The organism is Sphingomonas sp. Leaf23, assembly GCF_001421585.1.
GTDB lineage: Bacteria > Pseudomonadota > Alphaproteobacteria > Sphingomonadales > Sphingomonadaceae > Sphingomonas.
The window spans coordinates 323904-347239 of sequence record NZ_LMKR01000004.1 but is presented as its reverse complement, the minus strand read 5'-3'; the positions used below and the strand labels follow the sequence as shown (position 1 = coordinate 347239).

At 67.6% G+C, this 23336-nt stretch carries 21 protein-coding genes; 12 read left to right on the top strand and 9 right to left on the bottom strand.

Annotated features, from left to right (window positions below; genetic code table 11):
* Positions 1–124: 124 nt before the first annotated feature.
* Positions 125–1783 (bottom strand): cytochrome c oxidase subunit I, encoded by a 1659-nt coding sequence (ctaD, locus tag ASE67_RS14065; protein ID WP_055762601.1) that lies wholly within the window; start codon positions 1781–1783, stop codon positions 125–127.
* Between the two features lies 1 nt (position 1784).
* Positions 1785–2972, bottom strand: a complete 1188-nt coding sequence (coxB, locus tag ASE67_RS14060) for a cytochrome c oxidase subunit II (protein ID WP_055762598.1) — start codon at positions 2970–2972, stop codon at positions 1785–1787.
* A gap of 204 nt (positions 2973–3176) precedes the next feature.
* Between coxB and pyrE the strand changes: the two genes are divergently transcribed.
* The 8 genes from pyrE to ASE67_RS14020 all read left to right on the top strand — a co-directional run bounded on the left by pyrE (position 3177) and on the right by ASE67_RS14020 (position 9318).
* Positions 3177–3758, top strand: a complete 582-nt coding sequence (gene pyrE, locus ASE67_RS14055) for an orotate phosphoribosyltransferase (RefSeq protein WP_055762595.1) — start codon at positions 3177–3179, stop codon at positions 3756–3758.
* Complete coding sequence (locus tag ASE67_RS14050) at positions 3755–4483, top strand: pyridoxine 5'-phosphate synthase (RefSeq protein ID WP_055762592.1); 729 nt, start codon at positions 3755–3757, stop codon at positions 4481–4483. The genes pyrE and ASE67_RS14050 overlap by 4 nt, the downstream gene beginning before the upstream one ends.
* 151 nt (positions 4484–4634) lie before the next feature.
* Positions 4635–5042 (top strand): holo-ACP synthase, encoded by a 408-nt coding sequence (acpS, locus tag ASE67_RS14045; protein WP_055762589.1) that lies wholly within the window; start codon positions 4635–4637, stop codon positions 5040–5042.
* 8 nt (positions 5043–5050) lie between these two features.
* Complete coding sequence (gene lepB / locus ASE67_RS14040; protein WP_055762586.1) at positions 5051–6004, top strand: signal peptidase I; 954 nt, start codon at positions 5051–5053, stop codon at positions 6002–6004.
* Complete coding sequence (gene maiA, locus ASE67_RS14035; RefSeq protein WP_055762584.1) at positions 6001–6639, top strand: maleylacetoacetate isomerase; 639 nt, start codon at positions 6001–6003, stop codon at positions 6637–6639. Before lepB ends, maiA begins: the two co-directional genes overlap by 4 nt.
* Before the next feature lie 42 nt (positions 6640–6681).
* Entirely contained in the window at positions 6682–7596 is a 915-nt protein-coding gene (locus ASE67_RS14030) for a hypothetical protein (RefSeq protein ID WP_055762582.1), read from the top strand.
* Complete coding sequence (locus ASE67_RS14025; RefSeq protein WP_443025584.1) at positions 7596–8108, top strand: DUF2141 domain-containing protein; 513 nt, start codon at positions 7596–7598, stop codon at positions 8106–8108. Before ASE67_RS14030 ends, ASE67_RS14025 begins: the two co-directional genes overlap by 1 nt.
* Before the next feature lie 13 nt (positions 8109–8121).
* Positions 8122–9318, top strand: coding sequence for a glycosyltransferase (locus ASE67_RS14020; protein WP_055762576.1), 1197 nt, complete (start codon positions 8122–8124; stop codon positions 9316–9318).
* Positions 9319–9328: 10 nt separating this feature from the next.
* Here ASE67_RS14020 and ASE67_RS14015 read toward each other — a convergent pair whose 3' ends face one another.
* Positions 9329–10450, bottom strand: a complete 1122-nt coding sequence (locus ASE67_RS14015) for a GGDEF domain-containing protein (RefSeq protein ID WP_055762573.1) — start codon at positions 10448–10450, stop codon at positions 9329–9331.
* Between the two features lie 81 nt (positions 10451–10531).
* A complete protein-coding gene (pepN, locus tag ASE67_RS14010; RefSeq protein ID WP_055762960.1) occupies positions 10532–13120 on the bottom strand; it encodes an aminopeptidase N in 2589 nt (862 codons plus the stop codon).
* A 97-nt stretch (positions 13121–13217) separates the two neighbouring features.
* Here pepN and ASE67_RS14005 point away from each other — a divergent pair, with 97 nt between their 5' ends.
* From ASE67_RS14005 to ASE67_RS13995, 3 genes are all read left to right on the top strand, one after another.
* A complete protein-coding gene (locus ASE67_RS14005) occupies positions 13218–14903 on the top strand; it encodes a M20/M25/M40 family metallo-hydrolase (protein WP_055762570.1) in 1686 nt (561 codons plus the stop codon).
* 75 nt (positions 14904–14978) lie between these two features.
* Positions 14979–16589, top strand: a complete 1611-nt coding sequence (locus ASE67_RS14000; RefSeq protein WP_055762567.1) for a M28 family metallopeptidase — start codon at positions 14979–14981, stop codon at positions 16587–16589.
* A gap of 123 nt (positions 16590–16712) precedes the next feature.
* Complete coding sequence (locus ASE67_RS13995; RefSeq protein ID WP_055762564.1) at positions 16713–17540, top strand: hypothetical protein; 828 nt, start codon at positions 16713–16715, stop codon at positions 17538–17540.
* On the opposite strand, the gene ASE67_RS13990 is transcribed toward ASE67_RS13995, so the two are convergent.
* From ASE67_RS13990 to ASE67_RS13980, 3 genes are all read right to left on the bottom strand, one after another.
* The gene (locus ASE67_RS13990) at positions 17450–18361 is read right to left on the bottom strand and encodes a DMT family transporter (RefSeq protein WP_235511915.1); all 912 of its coding nucleotides are present in this window, start codon (positions 18359–18361) and stop codon (positions 17450–17452) included. The genes ASE67_RS13995 and ASE67_RS13990 overlap by 91 nt on opposite strands.
* The gene (locus ASE67_RS13985; RefSeq protein ID WP_055762558.1) at positions 18358–19359 is read right to left on the bottom strand and encodes a threonine aldolase family protein; all 1002 of its coding nucleotides are present in this window, start codon (positions 19357–19359) and stop codon (positions 18358–18360) included. Before ASE67_RS13985 ends, ASE67_RS13990 begins: the two co-directional genes overlap by 4 nt.
* Before the next feature lie 198 nt (positions 19360–19557).
* A complete protein-coding gene (locus ASE67_RS13980) occupies positions 19558–21717 on the bottom strand; it encodes a transglycosylase domain-containing protein (RefSeq protein WP_055762555.1) in 2160 nt (719 codons plus the stop codon).
* A gap of 136 nt (positions 21718–21853) precedes the next feature.
* Here ASE67_RS13980 and ASE67_RS13975 point away from each other — a divergent pair, with 136 nt between their 5' ends.
* Complete coding sequence (locus tag ASE67_RS13975; RefSeq protein ID WP_055762551.1) at positions 21854–22216, top strand: hypothetical protein; 363 nt, start codon at positions 21854–21856, stop codon at positions 22214–22216.
* A gap of 82 nt (positions 22217–22298) precedes the next feature.
* Here ASE67_RS13975 and ASE67_RS13970 read toward each other — a convergent pair whose 3' ends face one another.
* Positions 22299–22745 (bottom strand): DUF3291 domain-containing protein, encoded by a 447-nt coding sequence (locus ASE67_RS13970; RefSeq protein ID WP_055762548.1) that lies wholly within the window; start codon positions 22743–22745, stop codon positions 22299–22301.
* Positions 22742–23308 (bottom strand): HNH endonuclease, encoded by a 567-nt coding sequence (locus ASE67_RS13965; protein ID WP_055762546.1) that lies wholly within the window; start codon positions 23306–23308, stop codon positions 22742–22744. The genes ASE67_RS13970 and ASE67_RS13965 overlap by 4 nt, the downstream gene beginning before the upstream one ends.
* Positions 23309–23336 lie beyond the last annotated feature (28 nt).

Genomic DNA, 23336 nt, shown 5'->3' with positions numbered 1-23336 from the left:
GTTACGATATCGTATCTATGTTGTTTTCGGAGTGATCGTCACCCGTGGACTGCTTGCTTTTGCGGCAAACAAAAACGCCCCGAATTGCTCCGGGGCGTTTCTGGTCTGCTTGCGCTGCCGGCGATCAGTCGATCTTGGGCAGGGTTTCGAACTGGTGGAACGGCGGCGGCGAGCTGAGCGTCCATTCCAGCGTCGTCGCGCCTTCGCCCCACGGATTGTCCGCCGCCTTGCGGCCGCCGATCAGCGAGATGACGACGTTCACGAAGAAGAACACCATGCCGATCGCCATGATGCCGTATCCGGCCGAGGCGATGTGGTTGAAGAACGCATAGGCATCCGGATAGTCCGGATAGCGCCGCGGCATCCCCTGCGTGCCTAGGAAGTGCATCGGGAAGAACATGACGTTCACGCCGATGAAGAACACCCAGAAGTGCAGCTTGCCCAGCAGTTCGTTGTACATCTTCCCCGACATCTTGGGGAACCAGTAGTAGAAGCCGGCGAACAGCGCGAACACCGCGCCCAGCGACAGGACGTAGTGGAAGTGGGCGACGACATAATAGGTGTCGTGCAGCACGTCGTCGACGCCGCCATTGGCCAGCACCACGCCGGTCACGCCGCCGACGGTGAACATGAAGATGAACCCGATCGCCCACAGCATCGGCGTGGGGAAACGCAAGCTGCCGCCCCACATCGTTGCGATCCACGAGAAGATCTTGATGCCGGTCGGCACTGCGATCAGCATCGTGGCGGCGGTGAAATACATCTTGGTGTTCACCGACAGGCCGGTGGTGAACATGTGATGCGCCCACACGACGAAGCCGACCGCGCCGATCGCGACCATCGCGTATGCCATGCCGAGATAACCGAACACCGGCTTCTTGCTGAAGGTCGCGACGATGTGGCTGACGATGCCGAAGCCCGGCAGGATCATGATGTACACTTCGGGATGGCCGAAGAACCAGAACAGATGCTGGTACAGGATCGGGTCACCACCGCCGGCGGGATCGAAGAAGGTCGTGCCGAACTTGCGGTCGGTCAGCAGCATCGTGATCGCAGCGGCCAGCACGGGGAGCGCCAGCAGCAGCAGGAACGCGGTAACCAGCACCGACCACACGAAAAGCGGCATCTTGTGCAGGGTCATGCCCGGCGCGCGCATGTTGAAGATGGTGGTGATGAAGTTGATCGCGCCCAGGATCGACGAGGCACCCGCCAGGTGGAGCGACAGGATCGCCATGTCCACGCTGGGTCCGGGTTCGCCATAGGTCGACAGCGGTGCATAGACCGTCCAGCCGGTACCCGCGCCGCCACCGAACGCCGTGCTGCCGAGCAGCAGGAGGAAGGCGGGGATCAGCAGCCAGAACGAGATGTTGTTCATCCGCGGAAACGCCATGTCCGGCGCACCGATCATGATCGGCACGAACCAGTTGCCGAACCCCCCGATCATCGCCGGCATCACCATGAAGAACACCATGATGAGGCCGTGCGCGGTGATGAGCACATTCCAGAAATGGAGCGCCTGGTCGCCTTCATGGCCCGACAGCCATGGCAGCCACTGGATGCCCGGCTGCGCCAGTTCGAGCCGCATGAGGCCCGAGATCGCACCACCGATGATCCCCGCGACGATCGCGAAGATCAGGTAGAGCGTCCCGATATCCTTGTGGTTGGTCGACATGAACCACCGGGCGAAGAAGCCCGGCTTGTGGTCCGCATCATGATGGTGCGCGTCATGGCCATGCCCGTGCGCATCGAACGCATGGTGGCCGGGAAGGGCGGTATCGGTCATCTTACTGGTCCACGTTGCCGACGCCGCCGCCGTTGCCGGTGGCGCGCTGGGTGGAGGGAGAGGCGGCTTCGGTCGCGTTGACGACGGGTACGTCGGCCGCGTTGCTGGCGTTCGACGTCGCGTCGGCGGCATCGGCACCCGGCTGCGGGATCACGGCGTTCGTGGGCGCGGCGGCTTCCTTGGCACCGGGCAGGGTGCCGCCCTTCGCCTGGATCCACCGGTTGAACTGCGCCACCGGCACCGCTTCGACCGCGATCGGCATATACGCATGGCGCGCGCCGCACAGTTCGCTGCACTGGCCGAAATACAGGCCCGGCTTTTCGATGGTGAAGCTGGTTTCGTTCAGGCGACCGGGCACCGCGTCGAGCTTGATCCAGAACGCGGGCATCGCCCAGCTGTGGATCACGTCGGTCGCGGTGGTGATGAGGCGGATCGGCACGCCGACCGGCAGCACGATGCGGTTGTCTACCGCCAGCAGGCGGGGACCGTCGGCATCGGTGCGATAGCGCTGCCCGGCGGCGACCTCGTTCTTTTCCTTCAGCATGTTGGCGGTCACCGACACGCCGCCATAATCGGGATATTCGTAGGACCAGAACCACTGGTTGCCGATCGCCTTGATCGTCACCGCGTTGTCCGGGGCCGGCTTGAACTGCCGCGCGAGCAGCCCGATCGAGGGCACCGCGATCGCCGCCAGGATCAGCACCGGCGCGGCGGTCCACACGATTTCGATCATCGTGTTGTGCGACGTCTTCGACGGGACCGGGTTCGCGCTCTCGCGGAAGCGGATCACGACATAACCGAGCAGGAACAGCACCAGCAGCGAGACGCCGATGATGACCCACATCAGGATGTTGTTGTGAAACGCCTTCGCCTCGCGGCCGTTCGGCGTGACCTGTTCCTGCAGGTCGATCGCGCGGTCGGTTGGCTGGCCGATCCCCGGCGTCGCGACCAGCAGCGGCGCGCCGTTTCGATCCAGCGTCGGGTCCTGCACCTTTACCGGGGCGGGGGCCGCTGCGGTCGTTGGTGGCGTCACCTGTCCGGTTGGGGCAGCCTCCGCCGATCCGGGGGGCGGTGCGCCCGCCTGTGGCGCGGTGGCCACCTCTTGCGTACCCGGCGTTACCGCTTTCGGCGCGGCGGCATGGGCGCCCCCCGCCAGCGCGGCGGCCGCCGCCAGTACCAACATCCTCATCCCAATGCTTCGCATCGTGTCGTATCACCCCGTTAGTGGGCACGCGGTACGCTTCTTGTGCGGCGTGGTCGCGTGCTGTGGGCGTTTGGAAACCCTAACCCACAGGGCTATACGCGGCATGTCGCCTGTCCTCAAGCGATGGTTGCGAACGCACCCTTCGCGGCGGTACAGGGCGCGCACATGCAAGTGGGCAGGACGACAGCCATGAACGACGACGCGATCCTCGACGAATTCCGTGCAGCGGAAGCGCTGCTGGAGGGACATTTCATCCTGTCGTCGGGTCTGCGGTCCTCGCGTTACCTGCAATGCGCCCGCGTGCTGATGGACCCGCGCCGCGCCGCGCGGCTGTGCGACGAACTGGCCGGTCGCTTTCCTGCCGAGCTGCGGGAACGAATCGACGTTGTGATCGCGCCGGCGATGGGCGGGGTGATCGTCGGCCATGAAATGGGCCGGTCGCTGGGCGTGCCCGCCATGTTCCTCGAACGCCCGACCGGTACGTTCGAGCTGCGCCGCGGCTTCCGCATCGATCCCGGCACCCGCGTGCTGATGATGGAGGATGTGGTGACCACCGGCCTGTCGTCGCGCGAAGCGATCGCCGCGATCCAGGCGGCGGGCGGCGAAGTCGTCGCCGCCGCGTCGCTGGTCGACCGGTCGAACGGTACCGCGGATCTGGGCGTGCCCTTCCACCCGCTGATCCGGCTCGACGTGCCGAGCTATCACCCCGACGCCCTGCCCGCCGACCTGGCGGCGATTCCGGCGATCAAGCCGGGGAGCCGGGCGGCATGACCGGCCCGCTGCGCCTGGGCGTCAACATCGACCACGTCGCGACGGTGCGCAATGCGCGGGGATCGGGCTATCCCGATCCGGTGCGTGCCGCGCTGCTGGCGGCCGAGCATGGTGCGGAGGGCATCACCGCGCATCTGCGCGAGGATCGCCGCCACATCACCGATGCCGATATCGCCCGCCTGTCGAGCGAACTGACGCTGCCGCTGAACCTGGAAATGGCGGCGACCGAGGAGATGCTGGCCATTGCGCTAAAGCACCGGCCGCACGCCGCGTGCATCGTTCCCGAGAAGCGCGAGGAGCGCACGACCGAGGGTGGGCTGGACGTCGCCGGGCAGCAGGACAAGCTGGCACCGATGGTGCGGGCGCTGGCGGATGCGGGTATTCGGGTGTCGCTATTCATCGAACCCGACGCGGCACAGATTGCCGCCGCCGTGGCGCTCCGCGTGCCGGTCGTCGAGCTGCACACCGGGCGCTATGCGGAATTGTCGGGCGAGGAACAGGTCGCCGAGCTGCGCCGCATTGCAGATGCCGCCGCGCTCGCCGCCAAGAACGGGATCGAGGTCCATGCCGGGCATGGGCTGACGTTCGATAACGTCGTGCCGATCGCCGCGATCCCGCAGGTGCGCGAGCTGAATATCGGCCATTTCCTGATCGGCGAGGCGATCTTCGGCGGGCTGGGACCGGTGGTGCGGCGGATGAAGGACTTGATGGAGACGGCGCGGTGAACGCGAATTCCTCCCCGGTACGGGGAGGGGGACCGCTCGCGAAAGCGAGTGGTGGAGGGGGGCATCCCCTTTCGCTACCGTCGTGGAGCAGGAAGCCCCCCTCCACCATGCTGCGCATGGTCCCCCTCCCCGTGCCGGGGAGGAACTGCGCATGATCCTCGGCCTCGGCTCCGACCTCTGCAATATCGAGCGGATCCAGAATTCGCTCGACCGATTTGGCGACCGCTTCGTCCAGCGCGTCTTCACGCCGGTCGAGCAGGCCAAGGCCGAAAAACGCCCCTTCACCCGCGCCGGAACCCTCGCCAAGCGCTTCGCCGCCAAGGAAGCGTTTTCGAAGGCGGTCGGCACCGGCTTTGCGCAGGGCGTGTTCATGCGCGATATCGGCGTGGTCAACGCCCCTTCCGGTGCGCCGACGCTGCACCTGACCGGCGGTGCAAAAGCACGGCTTGACGCGATGACGCCCGAGGGCCACGTCGCGGTGGTACATCTGACGATGACCGACGACCATCCCTGGGCCCAGGCGTTCGTCATTATCGAGGCGTTGCCCAGGGTAGAGTAGGACATTCGATGGCCGATCATGTGGCGCTGGAGAACCAGGACGTTCCTGCGCCGTCGCAGCCGACCCCCGCCGCCAGCCACGCCGCGCCTGCCCGCCGGCTCGACTGGAAGGGCGAATTGCGCGGGCTGTTCTGGTTGTTGCTGGTGGTGCTGGGCTTCCACAGCTTCGTCGCCAAGCCGTTCTACATCCCGTCCGAATCGATGCTGCCGGGCCTGCGCGTCGGCGACCGGCTGGTGGTGAGCAAATATGCCTATGGCTGGTCGTTCGTGTCGCCGACCATCCCCAACCCGGTGGCGATGTTCCGCGACATCGTGCTGCGCCAGCCGCAGGAAACGTGGAGCGTCCAGCTGCCGGCATGGCATGGCCGGCTGTGGGGATCGCTGCCCGAACGCGGCGACGTGGTGATCGTGAAGCCGCCGGGCAGCAACACCGACCTCATCAAGCGCGTCATCGGCCTGCCGGGCGACCGGCTGGAGGTGGCGGGCGGCGTCGTCTACATCAACGACGTGGCGATCCCCCGGAAAGCGATGGGCGATGCGATGATCCCGGTCGATGCCAACACCAAATGCGATCCCGACCAGTATCCCGGCGCACTGGTCCGCACCGACAAGGGCGCGTTCTGCCGCCTGCCGCTGTTCCGCGAGACGCTGCCCAACGGGCGGCAGTACGACACGATCGATTATCGCTATTCGCAGGGCGACAATTTCCCGGCGATCGTGATTCCGGCGAACCACGTCTTCCTGATGGGCGACAATCGCGACAACAGCGCCGACAGCCGCTTTTCCGAAGCCGAACGGGGCCTGGGCGGGCCGGTGCCGTGGGAGAATATCGGCGGCCGGGCGGAGTTCATCACCTTCTCGCTCGATGGCACGACCAACCTGAACCCGGCAACGTGGTTCAGCGCGTTTCGCAGCGGTCGCGCCGGTACCTCGCTGGTCCCGGCGAGCGGCTCGCCCAAGTGAACGGCTATACCCTCTACGATTATCACCGATCGTCGGCGGCTTACCGCGTCCGCATCGCGCTGAACCTGAAGGGGGTGGCGTGGACCAGCGTGGCCGTCTCGCTGCTGAAGGGCGAGCATCGCGCGGCCGGGCATCTGGCGCGCAACCGCCAAGGGCTGATCCCCGCGCTCGATATCGGCGGGGGCACGATGCTGACCCAGTCGCTGGCGATCCTCGACTGGCTGGACGCGGCGCATCCCCACCCAGGCCTGTTCCCCGCCGATCCGCTGGACCGGGCGCGGGCGATGGCATTGGCGCTGGTGATCGTCGCCGACATTCACCCGATCGACAATCTGCGCGTGTTGCAGCGGCTGGAGGCGCAGTTCGGCGCCGATGCCGATGCGAAGGGCGACTGGTATCGCCACTGGATCGCGCAAGGGCTGGTCGCGCTGGAGGCGGCGGCCCCGGCGGACGGGTTCTTCGGCGGCGACGCACCGGGCGTGGTCGACTGCTGCCTCGTGCCGCAGCTCTATAATGCGCGGCGGTTCGACCTCGACCTGTCGCCCTGGCCCCGGCTGGTGGCGATCGATGCGCGGGCGGCCGACCTGCCCGCCTTCGCCGCGGCGCATCCCGACGCGGTGGCACCGGCGGCATGACGCTGGCGGCGATGGGCGCGAACCGCTAGGACGTCGCGCGACATGGTAACCGAAGCCGACACCGCTGGCGTGCGTCCCGATCTGGCCGGGCTGGAGCCGCTGGACCGGTCGCGCCCGCGTTGGCCGCGTATCTTGGGCGCGCTGCTGTCCGGACTGATGATCGTCGGGCTGGCGTGGGAGCTGTTCGACCATGGCTGGGCCGGGGTCGAACTGGCCGCGCCGGATTCGCCGTGGTTCTATCTGTTCTTCGCGCTCGCCTATTTTTCGCCGCCGCTGTTCGATTTCGTCATTTTCCGTCGGCTTTGGCGGTTGCCGTTCGACGGGTTCGGCGCGCTGGTGCGCAAGCGGATCGCGAACGATGTTGTCATCGGCTATTCGGGTGACGTGTTCTTCTATGCCTGGGCCCGTGCCCGGCTGAAGATGGTGACCGCCCCGTTCGGCGCGGTGAAGGACGTGACGATCCTGTCGGGGATCGCCGGCAATATCGTGACGGTCGGCATGCTGGCGGTTACGCTGCCCTTCGCGTTCGAACTGTTCCCGCCCCAGCAGCTGGAAATGCTCGGCTGGTCGTCGGCGGTGGCGGTCGGGATTTCGGGCGTGCTGCTGCTGTTTTCGCGCCGGGTCTTTTCGCTGCCGGGCGCCATGCTGCGCTGGATCTTCGGCGTGCATTGCGCGCGGCTGGTGCTGGGGTCGCTGGCGTTCGGCATCGCCAGCTATTTCGCGATGCCCAATGTGTCGATCACCTGGTGGCTGTTCCTGGCGGCCGGGCGGCTGGTCGTGGCGCGGTTGCCGCTGTTGCCGAACAAAGACCTTCTTTTCGCCAACTTCGCGATTATGTTTATCGGGCATGGCGAAGCCCTGTCCGACCTGGTCGCATTCATCGCGACTCTCACCCTGTTTACGCACGTGGTGTTGATGGCGGCATTCGGGCTTCCTGCGCTCGCAAGGAAAGAATGATGAAATTTGCCCTGACGCTGCTGGGTGCGGCGTTGCTGGCCGCCGGTCCCGCGGCCGCCCAGTCGATCGGCAGCGATGCCGCCGCGTGCAATGCGAACCAGGGCCCGGCGATCCGCGTCAACGTGGTCGGGCTGAAGGACCGCACCGGCCGGCTGAAGCTCGAACTCTATCCGGCGAACGAGGATGATTTCCTGAAGGACGACCACGACCTGCGCAAGGAGGGCAAGTTCTTCCGCCGGGTCTGGGCCGACATGCCGGCGTCGGGCAACGTGCAGCTGTGCATCCGTGCGCCGTCGCCGGGCCGCTATGCGCTGTTGTTCACCCATGACCGCGATGGCCGCAACAAGTTCAATTTTATGCGCGACGGGGCAGGCTTTCCGGGCGCGGGCAAGCTCGGCCGGTCGCGCCCGAAACTGGCGGAGGCGATCGTCACCGTGCCGGCGGGCGTGACGACCACGACGGTGCGTGCCCAGTATCTGCGCGGGCTGGGCGGTTTCGCCCCGCTCGACTGAAGCCAGACCCCCGATGCGCGTCGTCGACGTCAACGAATTCTACTCGCCGACCGGCGGGGGGGTCCGCACCTATATCGATCACAAGATGACGATCATGGCCGAACTGGGCCATGAGCTGATCGTGATCGCCCCGGCCAAGGAAAACGCGGTCGAGGAGCGGCCGGGCGGCGGGCGCATCTATTGGGTAAAGGCACCGACGCTGGTCCTCGACCCCAATTACGGCATCTTCGTGCGCGGCGGGGCGATCCATGCGCTGCTCGACGAACTGCACCCCGATGTGGTCGAGGCGTCCAGCCCGTGGCGGCCCGCGACCATCGTCGCCGACTGGCCGGGCCATGCGGTGAAGGTCTATTTCGCGCATAACGACAATGTCGGCGCCTACCCCTTGCGCTGGTTCGAACGGCTGGCCAGCCGCGAGCGGATCGAGGAGGCGTTCATGTGGTGGACGCGCTACATGGCGCGCTACCTTGAAAAGATGGACGCGTTCGTCACCAACGGCCCGGCGCTGGAAAAGCGTCACGCCGCGCGTGGGCTGACCGTCCATGCGTCAATGCCGCTCGGCATCCAGCGCGGCTTCTTCTCGCCCGAGCATCGCGACGAGGCGTTGCGCGCGTCGCTCCTCGAACAGCTTGGCCTGCCGCCCGAGGGGCATCTGCTGCTCGGGCTGGGGCGGCACCATGCCGAAAAACGCTGGCCGATGATCTTCGACGCGGTGGAGATGGCGGGCGAGCACCTGCCGGTCGGTATGATCCAGATCGGCAGCGGGGTGCATACCGCGCGGCTGGAGCGGCGGCTGAAGAACAGCCCGCATATCAAGCTGTTCCGCCCGGTCTATGACCGGGTACGCCTCGCGCGGATCATGGCCAGCTGCGACGCGCTGATCCACGGATCGGATGCCGAGCCGTTCGGGCTGGTCGGGCTGGAGGGGCTGGCATCGGGCCTGCCGCTGATCGTGCCGGACGAGGGCGGTTGTGCCGAGATCGCCGAGCCGGACTATGCCGAAACCTATGCCGCGCGCGATCCGCGTTCGGCGGCGGACGCGATCGAACGGATGTTCGCGCGGGACTATACGCAGGTGAAGGCGGCGGCGAATGTGGCGGCGGCCCGGGTCCGCACCGACCGTGACCATGCGATCGACCTGATGCGCTATTACGAAACGCTGGTGGCGGAAAAGGCGCAGCGTTTCCCGGAATGGTTCGCCCGCCGCTGAGGATCGTCGGTCAGGCCGCGCAGGCCGCACCCGACCGTCGCGCCTTCTTCACCGAATAGAGCGCTTCGTCCGCGGCGTGCATCGCGCCCTGCAACGTCGTCGATCCGGCCGGGCAGGGCGCGATGCCGATGCTCGCCGACCAGCGCGGCCAGGCGGGGTTTCCGTCCGCTGCGGCCGCGACATGGCGTTGCAGCGATGCCGCCAGCCGATCGTCGCCGGCGGCGAACAGGATCAGGAACTCGTCCCCGCCCAGCCGCACCGCATCGCCATCGTGCCGGTCGGTCCAGTCGCGCAGGTGCCGGGCGAAATCGGCCAGCAACCGGTCGCCCGCGGCATGGCCGCACCGGTCGTTGACGCCCTTGAACCCGTCGAGGTCGATCATCGCGACGGCGACGCCGGTCGCGGCCCGTGCCGGCTCGACGGTGGCGAGCCAGTGGCGGTTGTACAGCCCGGTCAGTCCGTCGCACGACGCCGCTTGCCGCAGGCGCTCCATCGCCATCATGCCGGGCATGGCCAGCAGCAACAGGTCCATCGCCAGCATCAGCACCGGCTGCGTCATCCACAGCCACGTCGCCAGCGCGTCCAGTTGGGCACCCGGCATCCATGCGGAGGTCAGGACGGTGGCATAGCTCGGCAGATGGGCGATCAATGCCATGCCGATCATCCGCGCCCATCCCCTGGCACCGGCCAGCAGCACCACGCCGCAGGTCGTCAGCACGATCGTCAGCCCGATCCCGCCCGCCATTCGCGTCATCAACGCGCCGGCCGGTGTCGTCAGGCCGGGCGAATGGATCGCGACCGCGCCGTACAGCAGCGACGGCACCAGCAGCAGCAGCGTCATCCAGCCGCGCCAAGGCCGCATCCCGGCAAAGGACCGCAGCCCGGCGAGGGTCAGCAGCGTCGCGGCGGCGGACGCACCGAACAGCAGCATGCCGGCCGGGGCCGGTATCGGCGGTGGTAGTTCGTTGAACCCGACGACGCCGACGACATAGATGAACCGGCTGGCCGACCACCACAGCCAGAAACGCTCGGCCGGGTTTCGTCGCCACAGCCCCAGGAATGTCGCGGCAAAACACAGGCTGACAAAGACCGCGCACAGGCTGAGCGTGGCTTGGTCGGGTACGCGAAACATTATCCTGCCGCTCCTGCCCGCGATCCAAACTTCGCGGCATGATGGGGCAAGGTCGTTGAAGAAGAATGAAGCGCGCTTGGACTATCCCAGCGACTTGCCGACCTGCTCCAGCATATCCTTCGACAGTCCAGGCACCGACAGGATACGGTCCAGTTCCTTGCGCATCAATTCGCCGCGTGCCCGGTCGAACCGCCGCCAGCGGCCGAGCGGCGGCAGCATCTTGGCCGCCGTCTGCGGGTTGATCCGGTCGAGCGCGATCAGCTGGTCCGCCAGGAACCGGTATCCGGCACCGTCCGCCCGGTGGAACGCGCGCTGGTTCATGCTGAACGCGCCGATCAGCGCGCGGGCACGGTTGGGGTTGGTGAGGGTGAAGTCGCGGTGGCCGGCCAGTTCCTCGACCTGTTCGAACGCATCGGCGCGGGTCGACAGCGCCTGCGTCGTGAACCACTTGTCCAGCACCAGGCCATTGTCGCGGTAGCGGTTGTAAAAGATATCGAGCGCGGCGATCCGGTCGTCCGAGTCCGAATTGACCAGCGTCATCAACGCCCCCTGCCGGTCGGTCATGTTGTCGGCCTGCTCGAACTGGGCAAAGGCGATGGCATCCGCATCGCTCGCCCCCGATGCGGCGATATAGCCCAGCGCGACGGTGCGCAGCCGGCGCTTGCCCTTCGCATCCGGGGTATATTCGAACGCGTGCGCCTCCGTCGCGGCATAGGCGGCGCGCCATTCGGGCAGCAGCGCGCGGCCGATATCGCTGCGCAGCGCCTCGCGCGCGGCAAAGATCGCGTCGGGATCGACCACGCCCATCTGGTCGCCGATGAAGCTGTCGGAGGGTAACAGCACCGCCTCCGCGACGAATGCCCGGTCGAGCCGGTCGTCGGCCAGCGTGTTGGCAACCGCATCGATCACCGCCGCGTGATCGCCATGCCCGCTCGCGACCGAGGCGACCAGCGTGTCGAGCATCAGCTGCTGCATCGCCTCGTACCGCGCGAACGGATCGTCGTCATGCGCGCTCAGGAAGGCGAGGTCGGCCGAGGTCCGGTCGGTCTCGACGATCACCGGCGCCGAAAAGCCGCGATTGATCGACAGGATCGGGCGTTCGGTGACGGTTTCGAAGGTGATCGCGGTCGTTTCCCGATCGAAAAGGAACAGCTGTTCGTCGCTTAGGGGACGGCCGGTTTCCGCGCCGAACAGGCGGAGCTTCAGCGGCAGGACCATCGGCTGCTTGGTCGCCTGGCCCGGCGTCGGCGGCACCGTCTGGCGCAGCGACAGCGTGGCGCGACCGCCGCCGGCATGATGCTCCAGCGTCGCCGACACGCGCGGGGTGCCGGCCTGGTTGTACCACAAGCGGAAGGCGGAGAGATCGACGCCCGAGGCATCCTCCATCGCCACCACGAAATCCTCGCACGTCGCCGCCGTCCCGTCATGGCGGGTGAAATACAGGTCGGTGCCGGCGCGAAATGCCTGCGGCCCCAGGATCGTCGCGATCATCCGCACGACCTCCGCGCCCTTGTTATAGATGGTCGCGGTGTAGAAGTTGCTGATTTCCTGATACGCATCGGGCCGGATCGGATGGGCGAGGGGCCCGGCGTCCTCCGGGAACTGCGACGCGCGCAGCGATCGCACATCCTCGATCCGCTTGACCGCCGCCGACCCCTGATCCGCCGAGAATTGCTGGTCACGCAGGACGGTGAAGCCCTCCTTCAACGACAGCTGGAACCAGTCGCGACAGGTGACGCGGTTGCCTGACCAGTTGTGGAAATATTCATGCGCGACGACGGCGGCGATGCCGTCATAGTCGTAATCGGTCGCGGTGTCGGGGTCGGCGAGGATGTAGCGGCTGTTGAAGATGTTCAGCCCCTTATTCTCCATCGCCCCGAAATTGAAATCGTCGACCGCGACGATGTTGAACACGTCGAGGTCATATTCGCGGCCATAGACGCGTTCGTCCCACGCCATCGAGGTCTTCAGCGCACGCATCGCATGATCGGTCTTGGCGAGATCAGGCGCGCGGACCCAGATGCCAAGCTCGACCTCGCGCCCCGAAGCAGTCACGAACTGCGCGCGGTTCGCAACCAGGTCGCCCGCGACCAGTGCGAAGAGATAGCTGGGCTTGGGGAACGGATCGGACCATTCCGCCCAGTGCCGGCCGTCCTTCAGATCGCCGGATGCGACCGGATCGCCATTCGCCAGCAATACCGGGAACCGCGCCTTGTCGGCGGTCATCTTCACCCGGTAGCGGCTGAGGATATCGGGCCGGTCGGGGAAGAAGGTGATGCGGCGAAACCCCTCCGCCTCGCACTGGGTGCACAGGTTGCCGCCCGAGGCATAGAGGCCCATCAGCTGGGTATTGGCCTGCGGTTCGAGCACGACCTCGGTCGTCACCTCGTGCCGGTCGCCGGGCAGATCAAGGACCAGCGCCCCATTCTCCAGCCGCCAGTCGTCGCGTGGGACGCCATCGACGGTGACCGTGCGCGGGGTCAGGCCATCGGCGTCGAGGCGCAGCGGTTCGTCGCCGTTTCGCGTGACGATCATCGTCGCGGTGACGCGGGTCGCCTTTGGATCGAGATCGAATTCCAGCGCGATCTCCGGCACATGCCATGCCGGCGGGCGATAATCGGTGCGGCGGATGACGGGCGGGGTCATCGGGGTACGCGTCGCATCGACCATCATCATTCTCGACCTTCATTCGCGTTCGGGACCCGCGTTGCGCGGGGCCACGGCACAAGCTACGCCTGTATCTATGGTCGTTTGTCGAAGGATTCCAATGTTCCGTCCAGCCTTGTTGCTCGGTCTTCTCATCAGCACCGCCGCGATTGCCCAGGATGCGCCGCCGGCCCCCGCCCAACCCGTCCCTACCGCCGCCGAACTGCAGGCGCGCAACGGCGAGATCAACGCCGTCCTGCCGCCCGCGCAGGCGGCGATGAAGGCGCATGTCATGTTCCTTGCGAGCGACGCGATGCGCGGCCGCGATGCCGGGTCGCCCGAATATGACATCGCCGCGCAATATGTCGCATCGCAATTCTACGCCGCGGGCCTGCGCCCGGCGGGCGACGATGGCAGCTATCTGCAGCGTGTGCCGCTGATCAAGGTCGGCCCGGCCGACATGGGCAAGCTGAGCCTGAACGGGCAGGCGCTGGCGTTCGGGCAGGATTACCTGCCGGGCGTCAATCCGGCGGCGGCGGACACGACGATCGCCGCACCGGTGGTCTATGTCGGCTATGGCGTGTCGTCGCCGAAGCGCGACGATTATGCCGGGCTGGACGTGCGCGGCAAGATCGTGGCGGTGGTGCGCGGGGCGCCCGACGGCCTCGACAGCGAGGAAGCGGCGCATTTCGGCGGCCTGCCGACCAAGGCGGCGATCGCCAAGGCGAAGGGCGCGGTCGGCATCATCGCGCTCCAGACGCCCGAGGTTTCGGCGCGCTCGCCCATGGCCAAGACCGTCGCCACTGCCCAGCCGACCAGCGTCAGCTGGGCCGAGGCCGATGGCAAGGGGCACATCATGGGCGGCGGCGTGCCGACGCTCGCCACGCTGAGCGCGGCGGGGGCCGAAAAGCTGTTCGCAGGATCGGGCACGACCTGGGCCAAGGCGGCAACCGCGTTGTCGGCCAAGGGGGCGTTCCGTGGGATCGCGCTAAAGCCGCGGCTGGACGTGGCGATCAAGACCGTCACGACCCCGCTGCCCAGCTCCAATGTCGCAGGGCTGTTGCCCGGCAGTGACCCGACCGTCGCACCGGAAACGGTCGTGCTGTCGGCGCATCTCGACCATGTCGGCGTCGGCACCCCGAACAAGAAGGGTGACACGATCTATAACGGCGCGATGGACAATGCGGTCGGCATCGCATCGCTGATCGAGGAGGCCAAGCGGTTCAAGGCGGCGGGCAAGGCCCCGCGCCGCTCGATCCTGTTCCTTGCGGTCACCGCCGAGGAAAAGGGGCTGGTCGGGTCGGATTACTTTGCCAACAACCCGACGATCGCCAAGGTGATGCCGGGTGCCAAAATGGTCGCCGACGTCAATCTCGACATGCCGATCATCACCTACAAGTTCACCGATGTCATCGCGTTCGGCGCGGTGCGCTCGACGCTGGGCGATATCGTGAAGCGCGCGGCGGCGACGGCGGGGGTCAGCTTCTCCCCCGATCCGATGCCCGACATGGCGCTGTTCGTGCGGTCGGACCATTATCGCTTCGTGCAGCAGGGGGTGCCGTCGGTGTTCCTGTGGCCGGGCACGTCGGGGCCGGGCAAGGCGGCGGTCGATGCGTTCTTCGCCAACAATTATCACCAGCCCTCGGACGAAGTGGTACAGGGGCCGCCGATCGACTGGGAATCGGGCGAACGCTTCATCAACGTGAACTACCAGATCGCCCGCGACATCGCCGACGCCCCCCAGCGTCCGGCATGGAACAAGGGCGATTTCTTCGGCACGCTCTATAACGGCTACGGCGCGAAGTAAGCGCGGCCTGTCGACCGTCGTCGCCCCGGCACGGGCCGGGGCGACGATCCTTCGCGCGACCCAAAGGAATTGTTGATGCGTGCCCTGCTCCCCCTGTTGCTCCTCGCCGCGCCGGCGTTCGCCCAGACCGCGCCGCTGACCCCGGACGAGGCGGCGATGCGCGCCCATGTCGCGTTCCTCGCCTCGGACGAAATGAAGGGCCGCGCGCCCGGCACGCCCGAATATGATCGCGCGGCGGCGTATGTCGCCGACCAGATGCGCGCGGCGGGCCTGCAACCGGCGGGCGACAACGGCACCTATCTGCAGCGCGTGCCGCTCGCCTCGGCAGTGCCGGCGGGGAAGGGCAGCCTGACCGCCGCCGGGCGGCCCGCGCTGACCTTTGGCAGTGATTATTTGACCTCGACCAGCTTCCTCGAACCCGATCTGCGGCTTTCGGGCGAGATCGTGTTCGTCGGGCGCGGCGTGGTCGATGCGGCGAACGGTATCGACGATTATGCCGGTCTTGATGTGCGCGGCAAGATCGTCGCCTATCTGTACGGCGCGCCCGCCAGCCTGCCGAGCGAGATCCGCGCGCATCTGGGCAGCGGCGATACCAAGCGGGCGACGGCGGCGGCGCACGGTGCGATCGGCGTGATCCAGATCGAAAACACCGAACAGACGCATCGCTATCCCTTCAGCTATCTGATGTCGGTCTATCGCAGCCCGCGCATGACATGGGTGGGCAAGGACGGCCGGCCGCAGGTGCCGGGCAGCGGCGCACCGTCGATCGCGTCGCTGAGCGCGGGCGGGGCGGCCAAGTTGTTCACCGGCTCCGCGCTCGACTGGGCTGCGGTGGTGAAGGCGGAGGCCGCCGGCCAGGCCGTGCCGCGCGGGGCGACCGGGGTGCGCGTGACGACGCGCCAGCGGTCGAAGGTGACGCGCTTCACCAGCAGCAACGTCGTCGGCGTCCTGCCCGGCAGCGATCCGGCGTTGAAGGGGGAATATGTCGCGCTGTCGGCGCATCTCGACCATATCGGCATCTCGACCGACCCGACGCTGCCCAAGGGCGCCGACGTCATCAACAACGGCGCGATGGACAATGGCGTCGGCACGGCGGCGATGATCGAGGTGGCGAAGCAGTTCGCCGCCGATCCGCGCAAGCCCCGTCGCAGCCTGATCTTCGTCAGCGTGACGGCGGAGGAAAAGGGGCTGATCGGCAGCGAATATTTCGCGACCCATCCGACGGTGCCCGCCGGCGCGATCGTTGCCGACGTCAACCTCGACATGCCGATCCTGTCCTATCGGTTCGAGGATATGGTCGCGATCGGCGCAGACCATTCGACCGTCGCGCAGGCCGTGGCGCGGGCGGCGGGCAAGCGCGGCATCGCGCTCAGCCCCGATCCCGAGCCGGAAGAGGCGATCTTCGTCCGCTCCGACCATTACAGCTTCGTCAAGGCGGGGATTCCGGCGGTGTCGCTCGACACCGGGTGGAAGGGGCCGGGCAAGGCGGCGGTCGCCGACTTCCTCGAACATCGCTATCACCAGCCGGGCGACGACATGCGCCAGACGTTCGACTGGACGGCGGGGCGGGTGTTCGTGGCGATCAACCACGACATCGCGCTCGACCTTGCCGATGCGGACGCGCGGCCGCGGTGGAACAAGGGCGATTATTTCGGGCTGCTGTATAACGGCTATGGCGCGCAATAATCCTCGGCCCAAAGCCGCCGTACCCCCGCGCAGGCGGGGGTCCAGGGTCACGTACGCAACGGCATGTTACCTGGCTCTGGACCCCCGCCTGCGCGGGGGTAGGGCGGGCGCAGCGATAGTCCGATGCGCCTCCTGATCTTCGGGCTGGGATACGCCTCGCGCGCCATCGCCGCGCGGCTGGCGCCGCATGGCTGGCGCGTCGTCGGCACCACCCGCGACGGGCGGGACGGCACCATCGCCTTTGCCGACCGCGACCGTGTGGCGTTCGAGGCGCGGCAGGCGACCGCGATCCTGTCCAGCGTGCCGCCCGACAAGGACGGCGACCCGGTGCTCCGCGACTATCGCGACCTGCTGGCTGGGCGTACGCTCGCCTATCTGTCGTCGACCGGCGTGTACGGCGATGCCGGTGGCGGCTGGGTCGATGAGAGCGCGCCGATCGCCGGTCGCCGGATGAACCGCAACGAAGCCGATGCCGCGTGGCTGGCGCTGGGCGCGCGGGTGTTTCGCCTGCCCGGTATCTACGGTCCCGGCCGATCGCCGCTCGAACGGGTGGCGGCGGGCGAAGCGCACCGCGTCGACAGCCCCGGACAGGTGTTCAGCCGGGTCCATGTCGCCGATATCGCCGAGGGGGTCGCGCGCGGGCTGTCGGGGCCGGCGGGTGCCTATAACCTGTCCGACGATTGCCCCGCGCCGCAGAACGATGTCGTCGTCTATGCCGCGGCGCTGCTGGGCCTGCCGCCGCCGCCGTTCGTGCCGCTGGAGACGCTCAGCCCGATGGCGCGCGCATTCTACGGCGAGAACCGGCGGGTGGCGAACGGGCGGGCGAAGCGGGTGCTGGGCTGGCGTCCCGCCTATCCCGATTACCGGTTCGGCCTGCGCGCCTTGAGCGCCACGACCAGCCCGGCGAGCGCCAACGCCGCCCCGGCCCCGGCGAGCGGCGACCAGCGATAGCCCTCGAACACCGTCGACAACAGCATCGCGATCACCGGCACGATGACGCCGTTATAGGCCGCCTTGGCCGGGCCGATCACGCGGATCAGCCCGAAATACAGGGTGAAGGCGACCGCCGAGGCGACGATGCCGAGGTAGAGCAAGCCGCCGACATAGGCCCAGCGCCAGTCGAACACCGGCGGCCCGACCGTCGCGGCGGCATAGCTGGCATCGATCGCCGCGCCGATCAGCATGGCGATGCCGAGCAGCGGGACCATCGGATAGGCGCGGGCGGTCGGCGTCGCCTGCATGATGTTGGCAGCCGACGCGGCGAACACCCCGGCCAGCGCGATGGCGAGGCCCAGCAGCACCGCGCCGCCATTGTCGGGGTGGACGCGCGCTTCGTGCAGGAACAGCAGCGCGACGCCGCCGAGCGCAATCGCCGACCCGACCAGCAATTGCCGCCCCATCCGCTGGCCGAGGAAGATGCGGGCAAGGATCGAATTGGGCACGATCAGCAGCGCGTACATCAGCGCCACCAGCCCCGACGTCACGAACTGTTCGGCGCGGTAGACGAAGTTGAAGTTCAGGCAGAATTGCGCAAGGCCAAGCCCCGCCGCGAACAACAGCCCGCGCCGGTCGAGGGTGATCCGGTCACCGCGCCGCCATGCCCAGAGCAGCATCGTCACGCCCGCGATCAGGAATCGATAGGTCACCGACCACGACGCCGGCACCACGCCCAGCTGGTCGCGGATCACGATCCAGGTCGATCCCCAGATCAGGGTGACGATGGCGAACGGAATCAGGACCGCCGGGGTCGCCGAACGCGGCGTATCGCTCACAGGCGGGCGATCGCTTGCGCCAGCGGGGCGACGGTTGCCGCATCCTGGTCCCATGCCACCACCAGCCGCGCCTGGCCTGCGCCCCAGTCGTAGAAATCAAAGCCTTGCGCGCGCAGGGTTGCGGCTTCGTCGGCCGTCAGGCGCAGGAACACTTCGTTCGCCTCGACCGGATCGACCAGCCGGTCGCCCGCTGCCTGTGCCAACATCGACGCGCCCGTGTTGGCGGCGCGGGCATTGGCCAGCCACACATCCCCGTCCAGCATCGCCAGCAACTGCGCCGCCAGGAACCGGCCCTTCGACGCCAGCAGCCCGGCACGCTTGCGGCGATAGCGCGCAACCTTCGCCAACTCGGGCCGAAAGAACACCAGCGCCTCCGCCGACATGCCGCCATTCTTGATGAAGCCGAACGACAGCGCGTCGACCCCGGCCTGCCACGTCACCTCGGCAGGCGAGCAGCCGAGATGCGCCACGGCATTGGCGAAGCGCGCGCCGTCCATGTGCAGGCCGAGGCCGCGCGTCCGGGCGAGCGCGCCGATCGCGGCGACCTCCTGCGGGGTATAGACCCGCCCGGCCTCGGTCGCCTGGGTGATCGAGATGGCATGCGGCTGCACCTGATGCACGTCGTCGCGGATTGTCGACAGGAACGCCTCGATCGTCGGCACATCGAGCTTGGCGCCGTCACCCTCCAGCAGCATCAGCTTGGCGCCGTGCGTGTAGAACTCGGGCGCGCCGCCCTCGTCATTCTGGATGTGCGCTTGCGCGTGGCAGACGATGCCGCCATGCGGCGGGCACATCGCGGTCAGCGCGAGGCAGTTCGCCGCCGTGCCCGACGGCACCCACAGCACCGCGACGTCGCACCCGAACAGCTCGCCGAAGCGCGCGTCGAGCCGCTGGCTGAGCGCATCGCCGTCATAGGCGGTGTCCTGTCCGTTGGCCGCGACGATCGCGTTCAGGACGGCGGGGCAGGCGGGGGCGGCATTGTCGGAAAAGAAGCGCATGCCAATGCCTTGGGCGGATCGGGAGGAGTGGTCAACCGGACGTTGCAGCGGCCGGCATTCTCCGAATTCCGTCACCCCGGACTTGATCCGCGGTCCCGCTTGCCTTCGACAGTAGCAGAACAAGCGGGACCCCGGGTCAAGCCCGGGGTGACGTGGGGTGGGGTTCGTCGCTCCCGCGAAAGCGGGAAGGACGGAACGCTATTGCTGATCCTCTTCCGGCGGGCGGCGTTCTTCCTGCGGGACCGGTTCCTCCTCGCGGCGGCGGCGGTCGTTGGGGCCGAAGCGGACCTGCCCGTCGCGGTCGAGCGAGACGTCGAAGCCCGGCCCTTCGACCGTCATCGGCCCTTCGTCGGGGATGCCCAGCGCGTCCTGTACCGCGTCGATCGCATTGTCGATCGGTTCGGGTTCGGGCGCGGCGACCGGGATCGGATCGCGGATGTTCAACGCCTGCCGCATGAAATCGCGCCAGATGCGCGCGGGCAGGCCACCGCCGGCCAGCCCCGGATTGGGCGTGTTGTTGTCGTTGCCCAGCCACACGCCGGCGACGATCCCGTCGGCATAGCCGACGAACAGCGCGTCGCGATTGTCCTGCGTCGTGCCGGTCTTGCCGAACGCCTCGACCGGCAGGTTGGCGGCGACGCCGGTCCCCTGGCGGATCGATGCGGCGAGCAGCGTGCGCATCCCCTCCAGTTCGTCACGCGACAGGCTCCGCCTGCTCGACCGCAGCCGGTCGAGCCAGCTCGGTTCGTCCTGTTCGGCAAGGCCACGCGGGATCACCGGGGCCTCGCCCGCCGCGATCGCGGCATAAGCGCTGGTCAGTTCGAGCAGCGAGGTGGTCGAGGTGCCTAGTGCAATCGACGCTTCGTTGGCGATCGGCGTGGTGATGCCGAGGTCGCGGGCGGCGCGGATGACGTTCTTGACGCCGACTTCCTTGGTCAGCCGGGCAGCGGCCACGTTGCTCGACCGCTGGAACGCGCGTTCTAGGGTGATCGTCCCCTGATAGCGGCCGTCGCTGTTCTTGGGGCTCCATTCGCCGATGGTGACCGGTTCGTCGAGCACCTGGCTCTGCGGGGTCAGGCCCGACCGGAGCGCGGCGAGGTAGACGAACAGCTTGAAGGTCGACCCCGGCTGCCGCCGCGCCTGTACCGCGCGATTGAACGGGCTGTCGGCGTAGTTCTTGCCGCCGACCATCGCGATGACGCGCCCGTCGGGGCGCATCGCGACGATCGCGACCTGGGTCTGCTTCAGCCCGGCGTTGCGCACCGCGCGCTCGGCGGCGCGCTGCATGCGGATTTCCAGCGTCGTCGTGACCTTGCGATCCGCGCCGACACCGCCCTCGCGGTCACGCGCCTGCGGCAGCACCCAGTCGGCGAAATAGGTGCCCGACGGTAGCGTGCTGTTGTCGGTCACGCGCAGCACGGCGGGCTTTACCCGATCCGCCTCTGCCGGGGTGAGATAGCCGGCGGCTTCCATCGCGCCGACGACCACCGCCTGCCGGGCGCGCGCGCCCTTCAGGTTGCCGGTCGGGGCGAGGCGCGAGGGGGCCTTGACCAGCCCGGCCAGCATCGCCGCCTGCCCGACGGTCAGGTCCTTGGGCGCGCGGCTGAAATAATGGCGCGCGGCGGCATCGAGGCCGTAGGCATTGTCGCCGAAATAGGCGTTGGACAGGTACCGGGACATGATCTCGTCCTTGGTCAGCCAAGCCTCCAGCCAGAATGCGATCAGCACTTCGCGAATCTTGCGCGCGGCAGTCCGGTCCGAATCGAGGAACGCATTCTTCGCCAGCTGCTGCGTGATCGTGCTGGCACCCTGTCGCACGCCGCCCGCCGCGGTATTGGTCCACATCGCACGGGCAATGCCGCGCGGATCGATGCCCCAATGGGTGCGGAAGCGTCGGTCCTCGATCGCCATGAACGCTTCGGTGACATGCGCGGGCAGCTTCGTCGCGTCGACCGGCTTGCCGATATTGGCGCCGCGCTCGGCGATCGGCGTGCCCTCCGCCGAATACAGGGTGATCGACGGCGGTGCGGGTGGTTCGAGCGATTTGGACAGCGGCGCGGTGAACGCCAGCCAGCCGATCGCAAGGACCAGCAGTAGGATGAAGACGCCGAAGCCGCGCATGATCCAGCGCAGCCACCAGCGTAAGGGGCGACGTTTTTTGGTTGTCGTCGGCGTGTCGGGCGGCGGCGGCGGGTCGCCCGCGCCGGGAAAGCTGCGATCATAATCGGCCAGCGCATCGTCGAACGCGGCCAGCCGCCGGCGCCGCTCCAGCGCGTCCCCCGTCAGCGGGGTCGACAGGCGCCCGATCCGGCTGGGATCGACTGGGCCGGAGGGCGGGGACGGGGGATCGTAAGCCATGATACCGGCCGTGTATTATCGGTCTGACACAGCCTCGGCAAGCGAACTTGCGGCGGGGCGAGGGTGCGGGGCGGACGATGGCCGGAACCCCCGCGACGCCTGAACGCTAAACGCCCGCAACGACAGGAGAATCGCCGTGGACGACGATCGCATCTGGAATTTCGAGGAAAGCCTGTGGACCGCCGATGCGGCCCATTACGAGGAATCGGTCGACGACGCGTGCCTGATGGTGCTGCCGACTCCGCCGTTCGTATTCACCGGGCGACAGGCGATCGACGCGGTGAAGGACACGCCGCGCTGGGAGCAGGTGTCGCTGACCGAGCGGCAGGTCGCCCGCCCGCAGGAGGGGCTGATCGTCGTCGCGTACAAGGCGGAGGCGCACAAGGGCGGCGAGGCGTACATCGCCTACTGCACCTCGACCTATCGCTGGATCGAGCATGGCGTGTGGACGGTGGTCCAGCACCAGCAGACCCCGCCGCTGACGTCGAAGGGCGGGTAGGGCGCGAGGCTCTGTCGCGTCACCCCGGGCTTGACCCGGGGTGACGCTCCTTCCGGCCGTCAAGAAGAAGCGGGACCCCGGATCAAGTCCGGGGTGACGTGGAATGTGGCGGCAGGCGAACGCCAGCAGTGACGCGCGGGGACGGAAAGGTCATCGGATCATGGCCGTTCGCCGGACGATGCACCTTCGATACGCGCCCCTCGCCGCGCATCCGGCGATCGGCTTCGGACCAGTCGGGCAGGGTCGCATCGTCCTGTAGCCAGTGCACGATGCTTGCCTGATCGCACCAGCGCATCAGTTTGGGCATGGCGCGGCGGTGCGGTCCGGCGGTCATATAGGCGCGCATCGCTGCTGCATCGTCCCACACCGTCATCGTCCAATAGGCGTGGCGACGATCGGCCAGCACCTGCCCGCCGAGATAGCCGCCTGCCCGCTGCACCTGTCGTGCACTTAGCCATGTGTCGATCAGGAACGCCGGCACGAAGCGCACCGATCGGATGCGCAGCCGGGTAACGCTGACGAAGGTCAAGCGTCCAGCTCGACATCCCAGTACAGCCAGTCGTGCCACGTTTCGTGCAGGTGGTTGGGCGGGAAGCGGCGGCCCTGTTCCTGCAATTGCCAGCTGGTCGGGCGGATCGGCTGGACATGGAGCGGCATCGCCGCCTGTTTCGGTGTCCGGCCCCCTTTGCGCAGATTGCACGGCGCACAGGCGGTGGCGACGTTTTCCCACGTCGTCCGGCCACCCTGGGCGCGGGGAACGACGTGATCGAAGGTCAGATCATGGGTCGCGCCGCAATATTGGCAGCTGAACCGGTCGCGCAGGAACAGGTTGAAGCGGGTGAAGGCCGGAAACTCCGACGGCCGCACATATTGCTTGAGCGCGATGACCGAGGGCAGCTTGATCCGCGCGGTCGGGCTGCACACTTCGCGGTCATATTGGGCGACGATGTCGACCCGGTCGAGAAACACGGCCTTTACCGCCGTCTGCCATGGCCATACGCTGAGCGGATAATAGCTCAACGGCGTATAGTCCGCGTTGAGCACCAGCGCGGGGCAGCCATCGGGATGGCGGAGGCGATCGGGATGGTACATGAAGTCCCCCTCGCGTAAACGTCGCCGC